Here is a 16,379-nt window from a genome sequence, read left to right as displayed (position 1 = left end):
ACTGCACTGATGCAGCATTTGACGTGAGGCCCACAGCTTGCAATCAGGGATGCGAAGTGTGAGCCCAACTGGCGATTGATACGTGTGATTCCATCCATAAGGGCGTTTTAATTTCCTGTAATACTACGACTGACCTTTTTAGCTATAACCCATGCAACACGTCTAAATCAAGGATTGCCTTGAGCCACAGGCTGTAACGGCTGCGCAAAAAACCCGTCGGGCCAGGCCCTGACAGGCCGTCATGGCAGGCTCCCTGATGGCGAAGCGCCAAGCGCAACCCGGCTTGCGACTGTATGATGGCGCGCTTGAGAAACAGGCTCGGGTCTCAAGCCTGCCCACCGTTCAGGAGCTGTGCATGAACATGCTTTACCGGACTTTCAGCCAGGGAGAGTCCGCCCCGCGATTCTCTCTCAGTTTGCTCAGCCTCGGCCTGCTGCTGGGCAGCGCCATGCCTGCGGCACATGCAGTCGGGACCGAACTGCCGGCGACGTCCGTGACGGCCACGGGCAACGGCGATTATCAGGCCGACAACGCCTGGGTCGGTGGTTTCGACGCGGCGCCCTTGCTCGATACGCCGGCCGCCATTGCGGTGTTTACCGATGCCCTGATTGAAGACCAGCAAGCCCGCCTGCTCAGCGATGTGCTGAAAAACGACGCATCGGTCGGCGAAAGCTACGCGCCCGTCGGCTACTACGAGAATTTTGTAGTGCGCGGCTTTTCGCTGAACTCGGCCAGCAGCTACAAGATCAATGGTCGCACCATCACCGGCGAGCAAAATGTCGGGCTGGAAAACAAGCAGCAGGTAGAGCTGCTCAAGGGGCTTTCAGGCTTGCAAAGCGGCGTTTCCGAGCCCGGAGGCGCGGTCAACTATGTGACCAAGCGGGCAGCCGATGTGCGCTCTGTAACGGTGTCTACCGACGATCGCGGCAGCGGTTACATCGCCACCGATGTGGGGGGCTGGTTCGGCAGCGAACAGCAGTTCGGCCTGCGTGCCAACGTTGCCCATGAAGATATTCACTCTTATGTCGAACACGCCAACGGCCAGCGTGACTTCGCCTCTGTGGCGTTCGACTGGAACATCAACCCCGACGCCCTGCTGCAACTGGACGTGGAGTATCAGAACAAGGAGCAGCGTTCGGTGCCGGGCTATCAGTTGCTCGGCGGCAGCGAACTGCCGCATCACGCCTCGCCGAAAAAGCTGCTGGCGCACCAGAGCGGCTCGAAACCTGTGACCATTGATTCTCTGAATATCAACGGCAACTTCGAATACCGCTTCAACGACAGCTGGAAAGGCAGTCTGAGCGCCTCACGCAGCAAGGTGGTGATCGACGACTACAGCTCGTTTGCCTGGGGCGGTTGTACTGTCGGCTGCGTTACACCCAATGTCGGCAACTACTTCACCCCCGAGGGCGGCTACGATATCTATGACTTCCGCAGCCCTGACGATACCCGGCGCAATGATGAGGTACAGGCAGCCCTCAGCGGTCGCTTCCATACCGGCGCAATCGGTCATGAGCTGACCGTGGGCAGCAGTGCATTCCGGCGCGTGGTGAATAATCGTGAAGCCATCAACCATTGGCTCGGCAGTGGCAATATCGACAGCGAGCCTGAAAACCTCGAGCGCTACAACGGCGCCCTCAACGACAGCCATCGCCGCCTGGACAGCCGCCAGTACGGGGTGTTTTTCAATGATCTGATCAGCTTCAACGAGCAATGGCAGACCATGATCGGCGGGCGCGAAGTGCGTCTGGATGAAAAGACCTTCGACAATCAGGGCGACACCACCCGCCACACCCAACGCTATGAATTCCTGCCCCAGGCCGCGCTGATCTACAAACCGGTGCAAAACATGACGTTGTATACGCGCTACAGCAAGGGCCTGTCCCTGGGTGGCACAGCGCCGTGGTTTGCCAGCAATGCCTTTGACATCCTGCCGCCCACCGTGTCGCGCCAAATAGAGGCCGGGATCAAATACGACTGGCAGCGCATGAGCCTGAGCGCCACACTGTTCCAGATCCGCCAGGCGTACCAGTATGCTCGCCCCGAAAATGGCGAGTTCACTTACGTCCAACAGGGCCAGCAGAAAAACACCGGCATTGAGCTGGCGGCCAACGGTCGGGCCACCGAGCGCCTGCAGATTGCGGCCAGCGTCGCGGCGATCCGCTCCCGGGTCAGCGGCAGCGGCACGCCCGAATATGAAGGCCACCAGACCATCAACGTACCCACCCTGCGCGCCAGCCTCTACGGCGACTACGCCCTGCCCTGGATCGACGGCCTGGCCCTGCTGGGCGGCGTGCAGTACAGCGGCAAAAAATACGCCAGCCAGGTGGGTACGGTACAGGCCGACGCGTACGCCATCTTCAATATCGGCAGCCGCTACAGCACCCGAATCGAAGGTTACGACACGGTGTTTCGCCTGACCGTCGATAACCTGTTCGACAAGCGCTACTGGCGCGATGTGGGCGAATACATGGGCGATAACTATGTCTTCCAGGGCGCGCCGCTGACGGCAAGGTTGAGTGCCTCGATCAACTTCTGATCATGCTGCATTGCAGGGGGCATGTAGCCTCCTGCCTTCACCCTCTTGCATAAAAGGCCTGCGTCCGGAACACACGAACGCTTGTCATTCAGCGACAATTCCCAAGCTTCTCGGTGCTTTCAGCTGGCCGAGACGCCAGGTATGGCAATGCTAATTTTCTGCACGCGCCGTGGATCACCCACTGCGCGCACAGGAGATTTACCATGCCAACGGACACCGCCTCTCCCGACTCGGGCCCCACCTGGTCAGCCCTGTTCAAAGACGACTGGGATACCTTTTGCTCACCGACTTCCCTCGCCGCAGTCGACTCGCCCGCGGCGTATCTGCAGGCGCTCTACCGGTTTGCCCTGGAAGTGGAGCAAACCGGCAAAGGCACTCAAGACAAAATCACCCTCGCCCAACGTGTACCTGCGCTCAAGGAACTGGTGATCAATGCTGAAAACACTTCCCGTCAGTTGCCACTGCTGACGCTGGTCAACGATGCCCTGAACGCACCGGTCAAAACCTACCTGGACACGCATCGCGACATTTATGGCGGCCGCACGGTGCATCAGGTGCTGGCCGAATTACGCTACCCCTTTGAATTGCCTTTCGACCTGGCCCATCAGCAATGCGTGCTGGGGCTTGCGGGCAACAAGCCGGGGCTTGGTGCATTGAATTATCGCATCAGCCTGAAACTGCCCTATGACCAGCAGCCGGAGAACAAGTACGGCACGGTGCAGCAGCAAGCCTATGAGGCGCAGCGTCTGCTCACCCTGCTCAGCCCTGCACAACAAAACCTGTTGACCGAGGACTTTGAAGAACAGGGCACAGACACCTTTTACAAAAAACACTATGGCCACAGCCAGCCCATCACTGACCAACAACAGTTCATGCAGCACACCGGTCTGAGCACCGAGCAGTTCCATGAACTGCTTGCCCACGCCAGCTATCAGCCGCGCTTGTCTGGCAACGTCGTGCAGACGGCAGATCAGATTGCCCGGGATCACACTGCAGGCGCTCGCTTTATCAATGGCCCCTACAGAACAGGGCAAAAGAAACTGGGCCTGAGCATCGACTCATCAAAAAAAAACCACCTGCAAAACACAACTCCACAGCGTCATGACCGTTTGCAACGGATGATCCGCCTGCAACGCTGGCTCAATATGCCTTTCGCAGATCTGGATACCTTGCTCTATAGCATCGCCGGTTGTGAAGGCAGCAGCCCTGAACACCTTGCCATCAACGACAACAGCCTGCGTGCAATGGGTGTCTTTCGCTACCTGAACCAACGCTATGGCCTGACGCCCGGAACATTTTCGGCATGGCTTTACCACATGCCCGTTCATGGGGTCGGGCAACACCCATCGCTATTCGACCAGGTATTCAACCCGCCGCACTGGCTCAACTCCCCCCTGACTCTCGACAACCAGCCGCTGGATCTCGGTACGACACAAGGGGTTCTGTATCGGGCCTGTGGCGCTCTGGGCCTCGAAGACACACCACAGTCCCTGGGGTTGCTGAAAACCCGTACCAGGCAATATTTCGCCACGCCTCGCCGGAATATCGAGACGTTTTCCAGCTTTTACCGACAGGCCACATTACCCGCAATGTTCGGACTGTCAGTCCTGGACTGCGATCAACTGTGCCAGTTGCTGGGGGGCAAAACCTACCACCAGCAACTGGTCAAGCCGGGCTTCCGTCAGTCAGGCAGCAACTCGCCAGCGGACTTTCTCGATGTATTGATGCAACTGGACTGGGCGGTTAGCTGGCTCAATGACAGCGGTAAAAGCGTTCAACAGTTACGCCAGCAATTGTTACTGGAGAGCACGTTGCTGCCCTCCTCCGTACAGCAGCGGCTCACGCAGGTCGAGGCGGTGTTGCAGCGCATGCCCCAATATCTGCTGGCGCAATCCACACTCGATGAGCTGGACTTGCCGCAACCGGAAGCCGGTAGCAAACCCCTTGCCTACACCTGGAATGTGCTGCTGGCCAAAGGACTGCTCCGGGCCCAGTCCATGCTGCCCGCGCAACCGAAAGCGGACAGCCTGGAAAAAGGCGTGGCCTACATGGTCGACAAATACGTCAACCTGAGCCCCGATGCGGGGCGCAACCAGGCACTCAAGGCCCGGGTCAAGCAGACACTCAATACGCAGCTGTCCGCAGCCTACTCACAATTGCATCCTTTCAAGAAAGAAATAGATCAATTACTCAAGGATACCTCCCTGGCCAGCGAGGCCCCCGAGCTGATGAAACAGGCCTTCAGGCAAGCTTCGCGTATTTTCGCCAGTGCCCTTGGCAGTGATAAACCCAATGAGTCCCTCAAACACCTGCTGCTGTTCTTTCCCCATGCAGAAACCGAACTGCAACTGCCCATCAGCCGTGAAGCCCTGCAGGCTTTTCTGCTTGACCCCGGTTGGCTGGAGTCCGAGCAATCGGCACATTCAACCCTCAAGTTAACCCTGAGCACCCTGTATCTGTTCCAGAGGTTCAGTCATTTCAGCGACGTTTACGGGATTAACCACGCCACACTGCTCAATTATCTGAACCAGGCCAACCCTCAAAACCAGAACGGCGAACAAACCGGTCTGAACTCGCAAACCAGCGAATTGCTGGCCCAGATGCTGGGGTGGAACGCCAGCGAGATAGAGGTATTGATAAAGCCCCTGCTGGAAAAACGCGTGCGCTCGATGACTGAACTGGACTGGCTGATGCGCTGCCATGAGACCGCCAGGCAGACAGGTCTTTCGGCAAGCATGTTGCTGATGGCGACAGGCTTGACCGCCACCTTCAGTTCCGATGACTGGCAGCAGGTCGGCAGCGCCGTCTTCGCCACCGCCCCATGAGCGCAACGCTCATACATCTTTCCGAGGAATGTCCATGTCTGACCAACGCCACCGGCAACTCAATGAGCAGCTGCGCGATGCCTTGCTCGCGTTCTACCTCACCTACGTGCTGCCTGAAGACACCACCCTGCAAACCCCGGCTCGCAAGCACACAATCAACAACGCCAACGACCTGTACACCTACTGGCTGCTGGATGTGCAAGTCAGTCAGGCAGTGCCTACCAGTCGTGTGGCCAGCGCCATTGCCAGCCTGCAGCAATATATCAACGCCATTTCAGTGGGGCTGGAGCCTGGCTACGACAAACTTGGCATGACAACCAAACAACAAAACACCTGGCGCAACAATCTGCATGCCTATTCGGTTTGGCGTGCGATTCAACAGTTACGCAGCTTTCCGGCCAACTATCTGAACCCGATGTTACGCCGTGATAAAACCGAAAGTTTCCAGCAGCTTGAGAACGACATAAATCAATGTCGAATTAACTCGGACAATATACTGCCTGCCATTCAACGCTACTTGGCCCGATTTGAAGAGATCTGCAGCCTCAAGACCCTGAATGGTTACATTGATGGTGAAAAAGACAGGTTCGCCGAGAGCACTTACTACTTTGTTGCCCGATCAACTGTCGAGAACACTTACTACTGGCGCTCGCTGGATATGTCCAGGCGCTACTTGCATCCCGCCACAGGGGGTGCCCCTGCCCTCAAGCAGGACGCACCACACCCCGGCGCCTGGTCTGACTGGAAAAAAATACCTCTGCCTGCCTCGGAAAACATCCCGGAGCACAGCGTCCGTCCGATTTGCTTTAACAACCGCCTGTTTGTTGTCTGGGCTCAATGCATATCCCCGGCAGCGGCCAGTTACAGCGCTGATTATTTCTGGTCAGAGCCTGACGAATCGGAAAAAAACTATAAAGCACGCCTGGAAAACTACCTGAAAAGTCGTTTCATTCAGTTCCGCCTTTACTTCTCCTACATGAAATACGATGGCAGCTGGAGCGTGCCACGGGTGTGCAGTGATGAATACTGCGTGATGAAAGAGCTTAACAAACTGGACCAGAACGCCTTGATGCAGGCGACTGAAACAGTGGCAGTGCTGGACACCAGTACTAGCCCGGCATCCTTGTTTTTAGGGCTGAACGCCCATGCTCCGCAAAAGCCCGTCGCCGGCAGGGATCACACCCGCAGCGACTTTTTCCAGGCCGTGAGACTCGACCAGGACTTAAGCAGTGAGCGGTTATTCTCAAGGGGCACAGTGGCAGACCTTAAACCCAACGCTGAACACGAAAAACTGGCAAAACGTTATTTATCCCTGTTCATCTACAACAATTCGCGAAATTTCAATTTCCACGCCCCGACCAGCGAAACCGTCGCAATAACAGACATCGTCAGCAGTACCCCGACCCCGGCATTTACAGGTTGGAACTTCGAGAACAAACAGGCTTATATAAGTGACCAGCACTACCACAGCGATATTGTCTTCAACACCACATCCTGTGCGCTGGAAGTCAACGCCAGGCTTGAAAAAGCATTCCCCGAACAGCAGTCGGTCACCTTCAGGGCGAGTACCAACTGGGCCGAACTTACTCTCCATCTTGCCCTTCTGCGGCCGCTTCCCGGTAGCAGCGGCAAACTCAAGCTGGAACATAGCTCGCTGCTGACTCTCAAGACCGAACTGATCCCACCCTGCAGCTGGGTATCGGTCTCCATGACCAGTCACAAAACCGGCGTTACCTATTCCAGCCTGATATATGAATTTCCCGACGACGCCCTCAGCGTCGTAAAACCGCAAAGGTTAAGTGCCGTACGCAAAGACTGGAACGTTTCGCTGGAAGGCAGATACATCGAATACGACGCTTTCAATACCTTGTTTGAAAACGCTCATTCCGACCACCGCATTACTCTTCATTTTTACGCCACACTCAATGAGCAAGTGAACAGTCAGAACGACTGGTTATTTGATAGTGTCATTGCCACGTTATATACCCGCCACTACAAGCCCGTGATCATGACTCCACGGGACGAAAACACACCGCACCCTTACAACATCCATCGCAACAACAGCTATATCGTCGGTGAACCCAATACCTCCCGCCGCGCACTCAACGGCGTATTTACAAGCCTGACCCCGGCCCATCTGTTCAGCGCCCATATTCAACTCAATCCTGAAACGCTCCGGCCTGAAGAGGAAGTGAGCAGCATTGCAAGCACGGGTACCCGGCCAATCACGATCCTTCACGGAGTATTGATTTACGACACGGACACACGCCATAACAGCCGCAGCCTGCGAGGTTATGCACTGAAGTCCCTGAGACTGAAACTGGATCCCAATAACGCCACCCCCATTACACCTCTGGCGCCCAGAATCTCACGCAGCCCGGCGCAGCCTGAAGGAACAGCCGAGTTTATCGACTTCAGCGGCTCCCTTCTCAAGTACAGCGATGTGGCTTCACCGAGAACCCTTCGTGCGCCGATCCACATGAACACCACTATTGGCAGACACCTGAGCGCCGCCGCCAATGTCAGTCTCGACCGGCTGTTTACGATAGCCACAAATCAATCGCACGAACCGGCGCTTACCAGCAATGCCAAGCCCCACTCCCTGGATTTTCATGGCGCCCATGGCAAGTATTTCCGGGAGTTGTTCCTCTTCCTTCCTTGGCTGGTGGCCTGCCGATTGAACATGGAGCAGCGTTATGCCGAGGCCCAATCCTGGCTCAAATACATCTTCGATCCAGAAAGCAGGGCAACTGAACCGCAGCAACACTCAATATATTGGAAAGTGCCCGCCCTGACCCAGGACAAATCAGAGCCGGGTTACCAGCAGGACAACCCGGACGATCCGCACCAGATAGCCCTCAGTAGCCCGTCCTGTTTCCGCCAAGCGTTATATATGTTGTACCTGGACATCCTGCTCAATCGCGGCGATGCCGCTTATCGTCAAGCCAGTGCCGATAGCCTGGCAGAGGCCAAGCTCTGGTACGTTCGGGCCAGTAGCCTGCTGGGGCCAAGGCCGCAAATCAGCCGAGCCGATCCCTGGCAACCCATAACCCTGCAGGATCTGGGTGCATCAAGCCAGAGCACCCTGTACCTGCCCCTGAATCCGGATCTGGTGTCACGCTGGGACAAACTTGAAAGTCGTCTCTACAACCTTCGACATCACCTCAGTATCAGCGCAAAACCCTTGCAACAGGCACTGTTCGCACCCGGGCTGGCTCCGCACCTGCTGTTGAGCCACTACGCCCACAATGCCAGCTCTGACCCATTGTCTGCGACCCGCCAACAAACCAGGGAAATCGGCCATTATCGCTACCATGTTGTCCATGCCCATGCCGCGACCCTGGTCGAGAATGTCATCCAGCTCGGTAATACCCTGCTTGTGCTGTTCGAGCGCAAAGAGCAGAACGAGCACCTTCAGTTACAGCAACAACATGCCTGGGACCTCGCCAGAATCGCCGTCGATCAACAACGCCAGGGCATGCGGGCTGACGAGGCCAACCGCGAGGCGCTGCTGGCCGGTCGCCAGGTACTGGTAAGCCGCCAGCAGTATTTCGAAAAACTGCTCAATGAAGGTATCTCTCCAGCCGAAGCACAAGCCAGCCAGCAATATCTTGAAAGCGCACAGTGGGAAACCAAAGCATCCGTAGCCGAGGCTGCTGCAGGGCTGGCGATGCTGGCACCCAATATTTTCGGCACTTCCAACGGCGGGATGCGCTATGAAGGCGCCTTTTATGCGATTCAGGCTGCGGCCCGAAATATGGCTAATGAAAAACGCGCCAATGCCGGTCATCTGGATCGTACAGCGCTGTTCAACCGCCGCGTCCAGGAGTGGTCCCAGGCCCTGGAGCAGTGCCGTCAGGAGCTCATTCAGGCCGACTTGCAACTGCAGGCCCACGAACAGCAGAGCACGGTGCTGCGCTTGCAACTCAGACACACGGAAACAGCTATGGAGCAGGCCAGATTCACCTACGAGGTGCTCAGCAAGCATTTTTCCAGCGCACAGTTGTATCAGTGGCTCAATAGTCATCTGGCTTCTTTCTACTATCAGGCCTACGACGCAGCCCATTCGTTGTGCTTGAGCGCACAGGCATGCTGGCAATTTGAACGTGCGGACTGGAACACCCGTTTTATCCAAAGCAGCCACTGGCACAATCAATTCAAGGGGCTGACCGCAGGCGAGTCGCTCAAGCTCGACCTGCAGAACATGAATACTGCCTATATGCAACGTAACCAGCGTGAACTGGAAATCAGCAAAACCCTGTCCTTGCGCCTGTTGCATGGCAAGGATCGGGTGCCCACGCTGAACAAGGACTGGGCGTCGCTGAAGCACGAAATGATCGTCAATGGCACCGTGGATTTTGAGTTGAGCAAGGCGCTGTTCGACGACGACTACCCCGGTCATTACCTGCGCCGGATAAAAAGCGTCAGCGTCTCGCTGCCTGCCACGCTCGGACCTTATGAAGACATTTGCGCGACCCTGACCCAGACCTGGAACCGAACCCACCTGTCTGCAAAAGACGACGATATGCTCGACAACATGCGGGTCAGGGAGCAGGTCGCACTGTCCACAGGGCTCAATGACAGCGGCCTGTTCACCCTCAACTTCGATAATGACGAACGCTATCTGCCCTTCGAGTACACCGGGGCAGTGTCCAAATGGCGACTGGCGTTTCCCAACCCTGCAGCCCAGTCATCCATGCTTAATTCCCTCAGCGACATCATCGTGCATGTGCGCTACACAGCGAGAAGCGCAGGAGGTCAGGGATGACGACCCAACAACACGGTACAGGCGAGGTGCAAACACCGTCCTTGCCCAAGGGCGGAGGCGCAATACAAAGTATCGGCACCACATGGGGAGCCGTCGGTATGACCGGTGCGGCCTCGTTCGAGGTTCCCCTGCCACTGTCGCCGGGCCGGGGTTTCGACCCGGCCATCAGCCTGACTTACAACAGTGCCCTGGGTAATGGCCCGTTCGGAATCGGTTGGGCAGCCTTCGCTGGCTCGATTGCACGCAGCACGCTCAAGGGCGTACCCGCCTATGACAGTGAGGATGTATTTATCGGTCCGTCAGGTACGGAACTGCTCCCCGAACGGACAGCCCAAGGCATGCTGCAAACCCGTTCCAGCAGCCGTTTCAACGGGCTTCAACTGAACACCACCTACACTGTGGTGCGCTACCTGCCACGCCACGAAACCACTTTCGATCGCATTGAGCACTGGTCATCGACGTCAGACCCCGCAGGGTTCTGGCTGGTCCAGGGCGCAGACGGCAACCTGTACCTGTTTGGCAAAACGCACGCGGCCCGCATCGCCGATCCGCAGGCGCCTGCCCATGTTGCCCAATGGCTGCTTGAGGAAAGCCTCAACCCCCACGGCGAGCAGATCCACTATCAGTACAAGGCTGACACCCGGGGCAGTGGCCCTCGAGACTACAGCGCCCAGCGCTACCTTGCCCGTATCGGCTACACCAATATCGTGCCCAGGGAGCATCTGGAACTGTGGACAGTTGAAACACCGGCGCAAAAACAATGGCATTTTGAATTGCTCTTTGACTACGGCGAACGCACAACTGATCTGACTCGCCTCCCTTCCTATGGGGTGCAACAACCATGGCCGGAACGCAGTGATCCAATGTGTAACTATGCCTATGGCTTTGAACTGGCGAGCCGGCGTCTTTGCCGGCAAGTCCTGATGTTCCACTACTTTCCTGAAGAGCCTGCAATGGGCCGCGAACCGGTGTTGACCCGCCGGCTGCTGCTGGAGTACATGACCACCGGAACCGCAGGCAGCCTGTTGCAGGCCCTGCACAGCCAGGCCTGCGATGCCAGCGCAAAGATCTGCCACTGGCCGCCCCTGGAGCTGACTTACAGCGACTTCCAGTTAACTGGCATGCCTTCAGGCTATCAACGCTTTGACGCTTTGGACGGTATCAACGACAACCAGCGCTATCAACTGGTTGACCTCTACAACGACGGCTTGCCGGGAGTGCTCTGGCGCTCTGACAAAAGCTGGTACTACCGCGAACCCGTCCGGGCTGCCAACCCGGTCGAGCCTGATGACGTCGCCTATGGCCCGCTGCAAATGCTGGAGCGTATCCCGGTGGCACAGCAGACCGGTGCGCTGTACCAGTCCCTGGCGGACCTCAATGGCGACGGCCAGCTGGAGTGGATCATCGCCCAGCCGGGCATGAGCGGTTTTTTCACCCTGGAAAACGACCGGAGCTGGGCAAGCTTCGCGCCTTTTGCAGCATTGCCGCAGGAGTTCTTCCAGCCGACAGCCCAGCTCGCCGACCTGATGGGTAACGGTATTGACGACCTGGCGCTGATTGGCCGCAACAGTGTGCGGCTCTATCGCAACAAGGGCTCGCAGGGTTTTGCCCCTGCCGCGGACATGCCGCATCCCGATAACGATCTGCCACTGCCTGGCAATAGCGAAACTGAACTGATGGCGTTCAGCGATCTGCTGGGCAGTGGCCAGCAACATCTGGTACGCATTCGTCATGATGAAATCAAGTGCTGGCCAAATCTGGGCCGGGGCCGATTTGGCAAAGGGTTCGTATTCGCCACCCTGCCCTTCACCTACGCCGAATTCGAGGCCTCGCGAGTACTGCTGGCCGATCTGGATGGCTCCGGCGCCAGTGACCTGATCTACCTTCAGCCCGATCGGGCACTGATTTTCATGAACCTCTGCGGCAACGGCCTGCAAGCCGTGCCGACAGCGCTGCCCTGGCCCGAGGGGGTCAGGCATGACCGCTTTTGCCAGGTCAGTGTGGCCGACCTGCAAGGGCTGGGCTGTACCAGCCTGATCCTCTCCGTCCTTCTCCCTTCAGCCCGTCACTGGCGATACGACTTTGTCCGGCAAAAACCCTATTTGTTGATCGGTACCGACAACAACATGGGGGCATCAGGCCGGGTTACCTACCGCAGCAGTGCCCAGGAGTGGCTGGACGAAAAACCGCAACGGACACAGCGCACCGGAGGCCTGCCATTTGCGCTGCATCTGGTCAGCGAGCAGCAACAGCTGGATCAGATCAGCGGCAATCAGCTGACCCAACGCTTCACTTACAGGGAAGGTTTCTACGACAGTCTCGAACGCAAGTTCCAGGGCTTCGGTTTGCTGATGGCAACCGACACCGAGGGCCCTGCCGGCCAGAAACTCGACAAGGCAGCAACCGCACCCTTGCTGCGCAAGACCTGGTTTCACACCGGAAAAGCCCTTGATATGCCGCAGGACCAATACTGGGCGGGCGACAGGTTGGCCCTTGCGCCAGGCAACACACTGCTGACCCGCCTGGAAGCCGATAAGGAGCAAGACAGCGTACTGCCACCGCCTGCTTCCGGGCGCAGGATGGCTCTGGCACTGAGCGGGCTGGTACTGCGTGAAGAAGTGTTTGCGGCCGATGACCCGGAATCGTCACGAGTGCCTTTTACCGTCAGCCAGTACCGCTATATGCTGCGTCAATTGCAGACGCCCGAATCCCTGCTGGTACTTGCCCTGGAGTCACGGGTCTACCGCCACGAGCGCGAGGCAACCGACCCCGCCTGCCAGCACATCATCAATCTGCGCCGGGATCGTTATGGCAGCCTGACACACGGGGTAACCATAAATTACGCCCGGCGCAAGCGCGCATCCGACCTGCCGCCATTCGATGAGCCCCATCACCAGACCTGGTGGCGCGATACCCACGATCCGGCCCAGCAGATGCACTACATCAGTGAAATCCGGGCGCAGTTCATTCATCTGGACAATCCTCAACGCTGGCGCCTGCAACTGCCTTACCGGCAACGCAGCAATGCACTGGTGCTTGAAAAAGAAGCCCTCAACAGCGCGCATACCAGCTATGAACTGTTAATCGGCAACACCGCTGACAACCCTGTGCGACCGCAGGCACAGCGCACTCTGGGGGGGTTGTCCGTGCAATATTACTGCCTGGCGCAGAGTGACGCCCCGTTACCGGCGGGCCAGGCCAGCTTTCAGGCGCTGACGGCCTTCAAAGAGTCGGCCGAACTCGACGACCAGGCACTTGCCGCCTACGACGATGTGCCTGCACTGCCCGGAGGAACCCCGTTCGACCTGGCCAGCACCCTCGTCCAGGAGCATTACCATCCCATGAGCCTGTTCCTGCCTGAGCCAACAGACACCCGCGCAGCGCCAGCCCTGTGGTCACTCAAACAGGGCTTTACCCGTTACACCGACGTGCATGGTTTCTACCGGGCCAATCAGTTGCGAGCCTCTGAAAGCCACTCAGCGACCACACTCACCCATGACCGTTACGGTTGCCATATCGCCGCAGTAACGGCCGTGGACGGTTGCAGCACCCAAGCCGTCTATGACTACCGGTTAATGTTGCCCATCGAAATCACCGACCCCCAGGGGACTGTTCGGCAAGCGCGCTACGATGCATTCGGCCAGTTGCAAGTAACCAGTGTTTACGGCCAGGAAAATGGCAAACCAACAGGGTTCGCCCCGCTGACGGACTACAGGCGCCCAGCCAATGACAGCCCCGCTTTTGCCATCGACAACCCTCAAACAGCGCTGCTCGATGCTGCCAGCGCCTGCTTCCACGCCCCTTTCAACTGGATGGGCCACATCCCGGCAGCCCCCCCGGGCACACAATGGGTAACGCAGGGATATCTGACTCCGGACGGATATATTCGTGCCAGCGGCCGCATGCGCCTGGCAACACTGGACATGAGCATCACGGCGAATCGCCAACTGAACGAACAGATCCTCCAGGCACGCCGCGAACCGGTCTATGCCGCTGTGCTGCAAGCCGATAACTACCCGTCGAGCGACGACAGCGTTAACCGGCAAATCCGGATCAGCCTGACGTTCACCGATGGCTTTGGACGTGAGCTGCAAACCAAGCAGAAAACCTCGGCGGGTGAAGCGTATGTGGTTGCCCCGTCGGGGCGACTGAGCCTTGACAGTGACGGCAAGCCCCTGCGTGCGTTCAGCGAACATCGCTGGCGGGTCAGCGGCAGGGTCGAATACAACAACAAGGGCCTGGCCATTCGAAACTATCGGCCTTACTTCGCCGATCACTATCGCTTTATCGATGATGAAGCCCGGCGCAAGGATGGTTACTGCGATCAGCTGTTCTATGACCCGTTGGGCCGTATGACGAGCAAGCTCAACGCCAGGGGGCATCTAAGCCGCCAGACCCATTGCACCTGGTACAGCATCAGCGAAGATGAAAACGACACCTGGGAGCCTGGTTCAAGCTGAACAAACCACATCGCGATGCAAGCCCGGGCCCGGAGCACAATAGTCATCCTGCAGGCTTGCACGCGAGGGCATCATCAGTGCGGGTTACGCACCCCGACCACCAGATAGCGCGGCCCGCCAAGGTGGCGAAACATCAACCGCATGGAGCCGCGCCTGGGGTTCGTCCCCAGCACGCTGCCGGTGGTATGCCAGCGTGCGCACAGTTGAGCCCCGGGAATCGAAGGCCGTGAGTAAGGGTGTGAATCGATGAAGGGAAGACATGGATGCGTGACCTGACTGGCACAAAGACGCACGCAGCTAGGCAAGCAATCAGCGTGGCAGGTGGTACATATTGGTTATTATTACCCGTCGTGCAACACACCCTACGCTGGCAATAACACAGAATTTAATTGATAGTTTCCTAACAAAAAGCGCAGGCTAGAGAGCTTGGTAACGCTTTGTATCATTCCGGATGATATTGATCTTCGCTGGGTTCGATTCGTGCGCCAGCACTCGCGCCAGCATTATCCGCCCATCTCAATAGATCGGCGGACTCCCCTCATGGAACAGTCACTTAAACATTTGCGCTTCCCACTTGCGGCCCTGGCCATTGTGGTGATGAGCGCATGCGGCAAAACTCCCCAAGCGACTGCTCCGGCTCCAGCTGCAAAAGTCAGTGTGGCCAAGGTGCTTGAACAGCCGGTCAACGAATGGGATGAATTCACCGGTCGCCTGGAAGCTCCAGAGACTGTAGAAATTCGTCCACGCGTGTCGGGCCAGATTGATCAGGTCGCCTTTACCGAGGGCGCCCTGGTGAAAAAGGGCGACTTGCTGTTCCAGATCGACCCGCGCCCGTTCCAGGCCACCGTGCGTCAGCTTGAAGCCCAGGTGCAACAGGCCCGCGCCAATGCCAGCCGTACCGACAACGAAGCCCAGCGCGGCGAACGTCTGCGCCAGAGCAATGCCATTTCGGCAGAGCTGGCCGACTCGCGCACCACCGCTGCCCAGCAAGCCCGTGCCGGCGTCGCGGCCATCCAGGCAGAACTGGACCTGGCCAAACTCAACCTGAGCTTTACCCGCGTCACTGCACCGATCAGTGGCCGCGTCAGCCGTGCCGAAATCACTGCGGGCAACATCGTCACCGCCGATGTCACGCCGCTGACCAGCCTGGTGTCCACTGACAAGGTGTACGCCTACTTCGACGCTGACGAGCGTGTGTTCCTCAAGTACAACCAGCTTGCCCGTCAGGGTCAACGCGGCCAGACCACACCGGTGTACCTGGGCCTGTCCAACGAAGACGGCAACCCGCATCTGGGCCAGATGAACTTCGTCGACAACCGGGTCAACCCGCAAACCGGCACCATCCGTGGCCGCGCCGTGTTCGACAACGCCGACGGCAGCTTTACCCCCGGCCTGTATGCACGTCTGAAACTGGTCGGTAGCGCCACCTACTCCGCCGTGTTGATCAATGAAGAAGCCGTGGGCACCGACCTGGGCAAGAAATTCGTGCTGGTGATGGACGCCGACAACAAGTCGACCTACCGCGCCGTGGACCTGGGCCCGAAAATCGAAGGTCTGCGCATTGTTCGCAGCGGTTTGAACAAGGGCGACACCATTATCGTCAAGGGCCTGCAGAAAGTGCGCCCCGGCTCGCCGGTAACGCCTGAAGTGATCCCGATGGCCAACGAACAGACCCTCGCCGCCCTGGCACAACAACGACAAGCCCTGGAAGCCAGCAACCTGCCACAAATCAAGCCCGCCACTGGCGCGCCGAAGTTGGCCAGCGTCGCGACTCCTCGCGGTTAAGG

General features: G+C 58.0%; 5 protein-coding genes. All 5 read left to right on the top strand.

Annotated features, from left to right (window positions below; all coding sequences use genetic code 11):
• Positions 1-355: 355 nt before the first annotated feature.
• The 5 genes from HBN79_RS02920 to mexE all read left to right on the top strand — a co-directional run bounded on the left by HBN79_RS02920 (position 356) and on the right by mexE (position 16,377).
• Positions 356-2,539 (top strand): TonB-dependent siderophore receptor, encoded by a 2,184-nt coding sequence (locus HBN79_RS02920; RefSeq protein ID WP_169916233.1) that lies wholly within the window; start codon positions 356-358, stop codon positions 2,537-2,539.
• 203 nt (positions 2,540-2,742) lie between these two features.
• Entirely contained in the window at positions 2,743-5,364 is a 2,622-nt protein-coding gene (locus HBN79_RS02915; protein ID WP_169916232.1) for a Tc toxin subunit A, read from the top strand.
• A 34-nt stretch (positions 5,365-5,398) separates the two neighbouring features.
• Positions 5,399-10,132, top strand: a complete 4,734-nt coding sequence (locus HBN79_RS02910) for a neuraminidase-like domain-containing protein (protein ID WP_169916230.1) — start codon at positions 5,399-5,401, stop codon at positions 10,130-10,132.
• Positions 10,129-14,592: a SpvB/TcaC N-terminal domain-containing protein gene (locus tag HBN79_RS02905; RefSeq protein ID WP_169916229.1), complete on the top strand. Its 4,464-nt coding sequence runs from the start codon at positions 10,129-10,131 to the stop codon at positions 14,590-14,592. The genes HBN79_RS02910 and HBN79_RS02905 overlap by 4 nt, the downstream gene beginning before the upstream one ends.
• A gap of 540 nt (positions 14,593-15,132) precedes the next feature.
• Positions 15,133-16,377, top strand: a complete 1,245-nt coding sequence (gene mexE, locus HBN79_RS02900) for a multidrug efflux RND transporter periplasmic adaptor subunit MexE (protein WP_095000340.1) — start codon at positions 15,133-15,135, stop codon at positions 16,375-16,377.
• Positions 16,378-16,379 lie beyond the last annotated feature (2 nt).

The sequence above is a fragment of the Pseudomonas sp. WS 5051 genome (assembly GCF_012985715.1).
Taxonomy (GTDB): Bacteria; Pseudomonadota; Gammaproteobacteria; order Pseudomonadales; family Pseudomonadaceae; genus Aquipseudomonas; species Aquipseudomonas bubulae.
The sequence above is the reverse complement of the archived record's forward strand: the minus strand, read 5'-3'. Positions and strand labels throughout refer to the sequence as shown.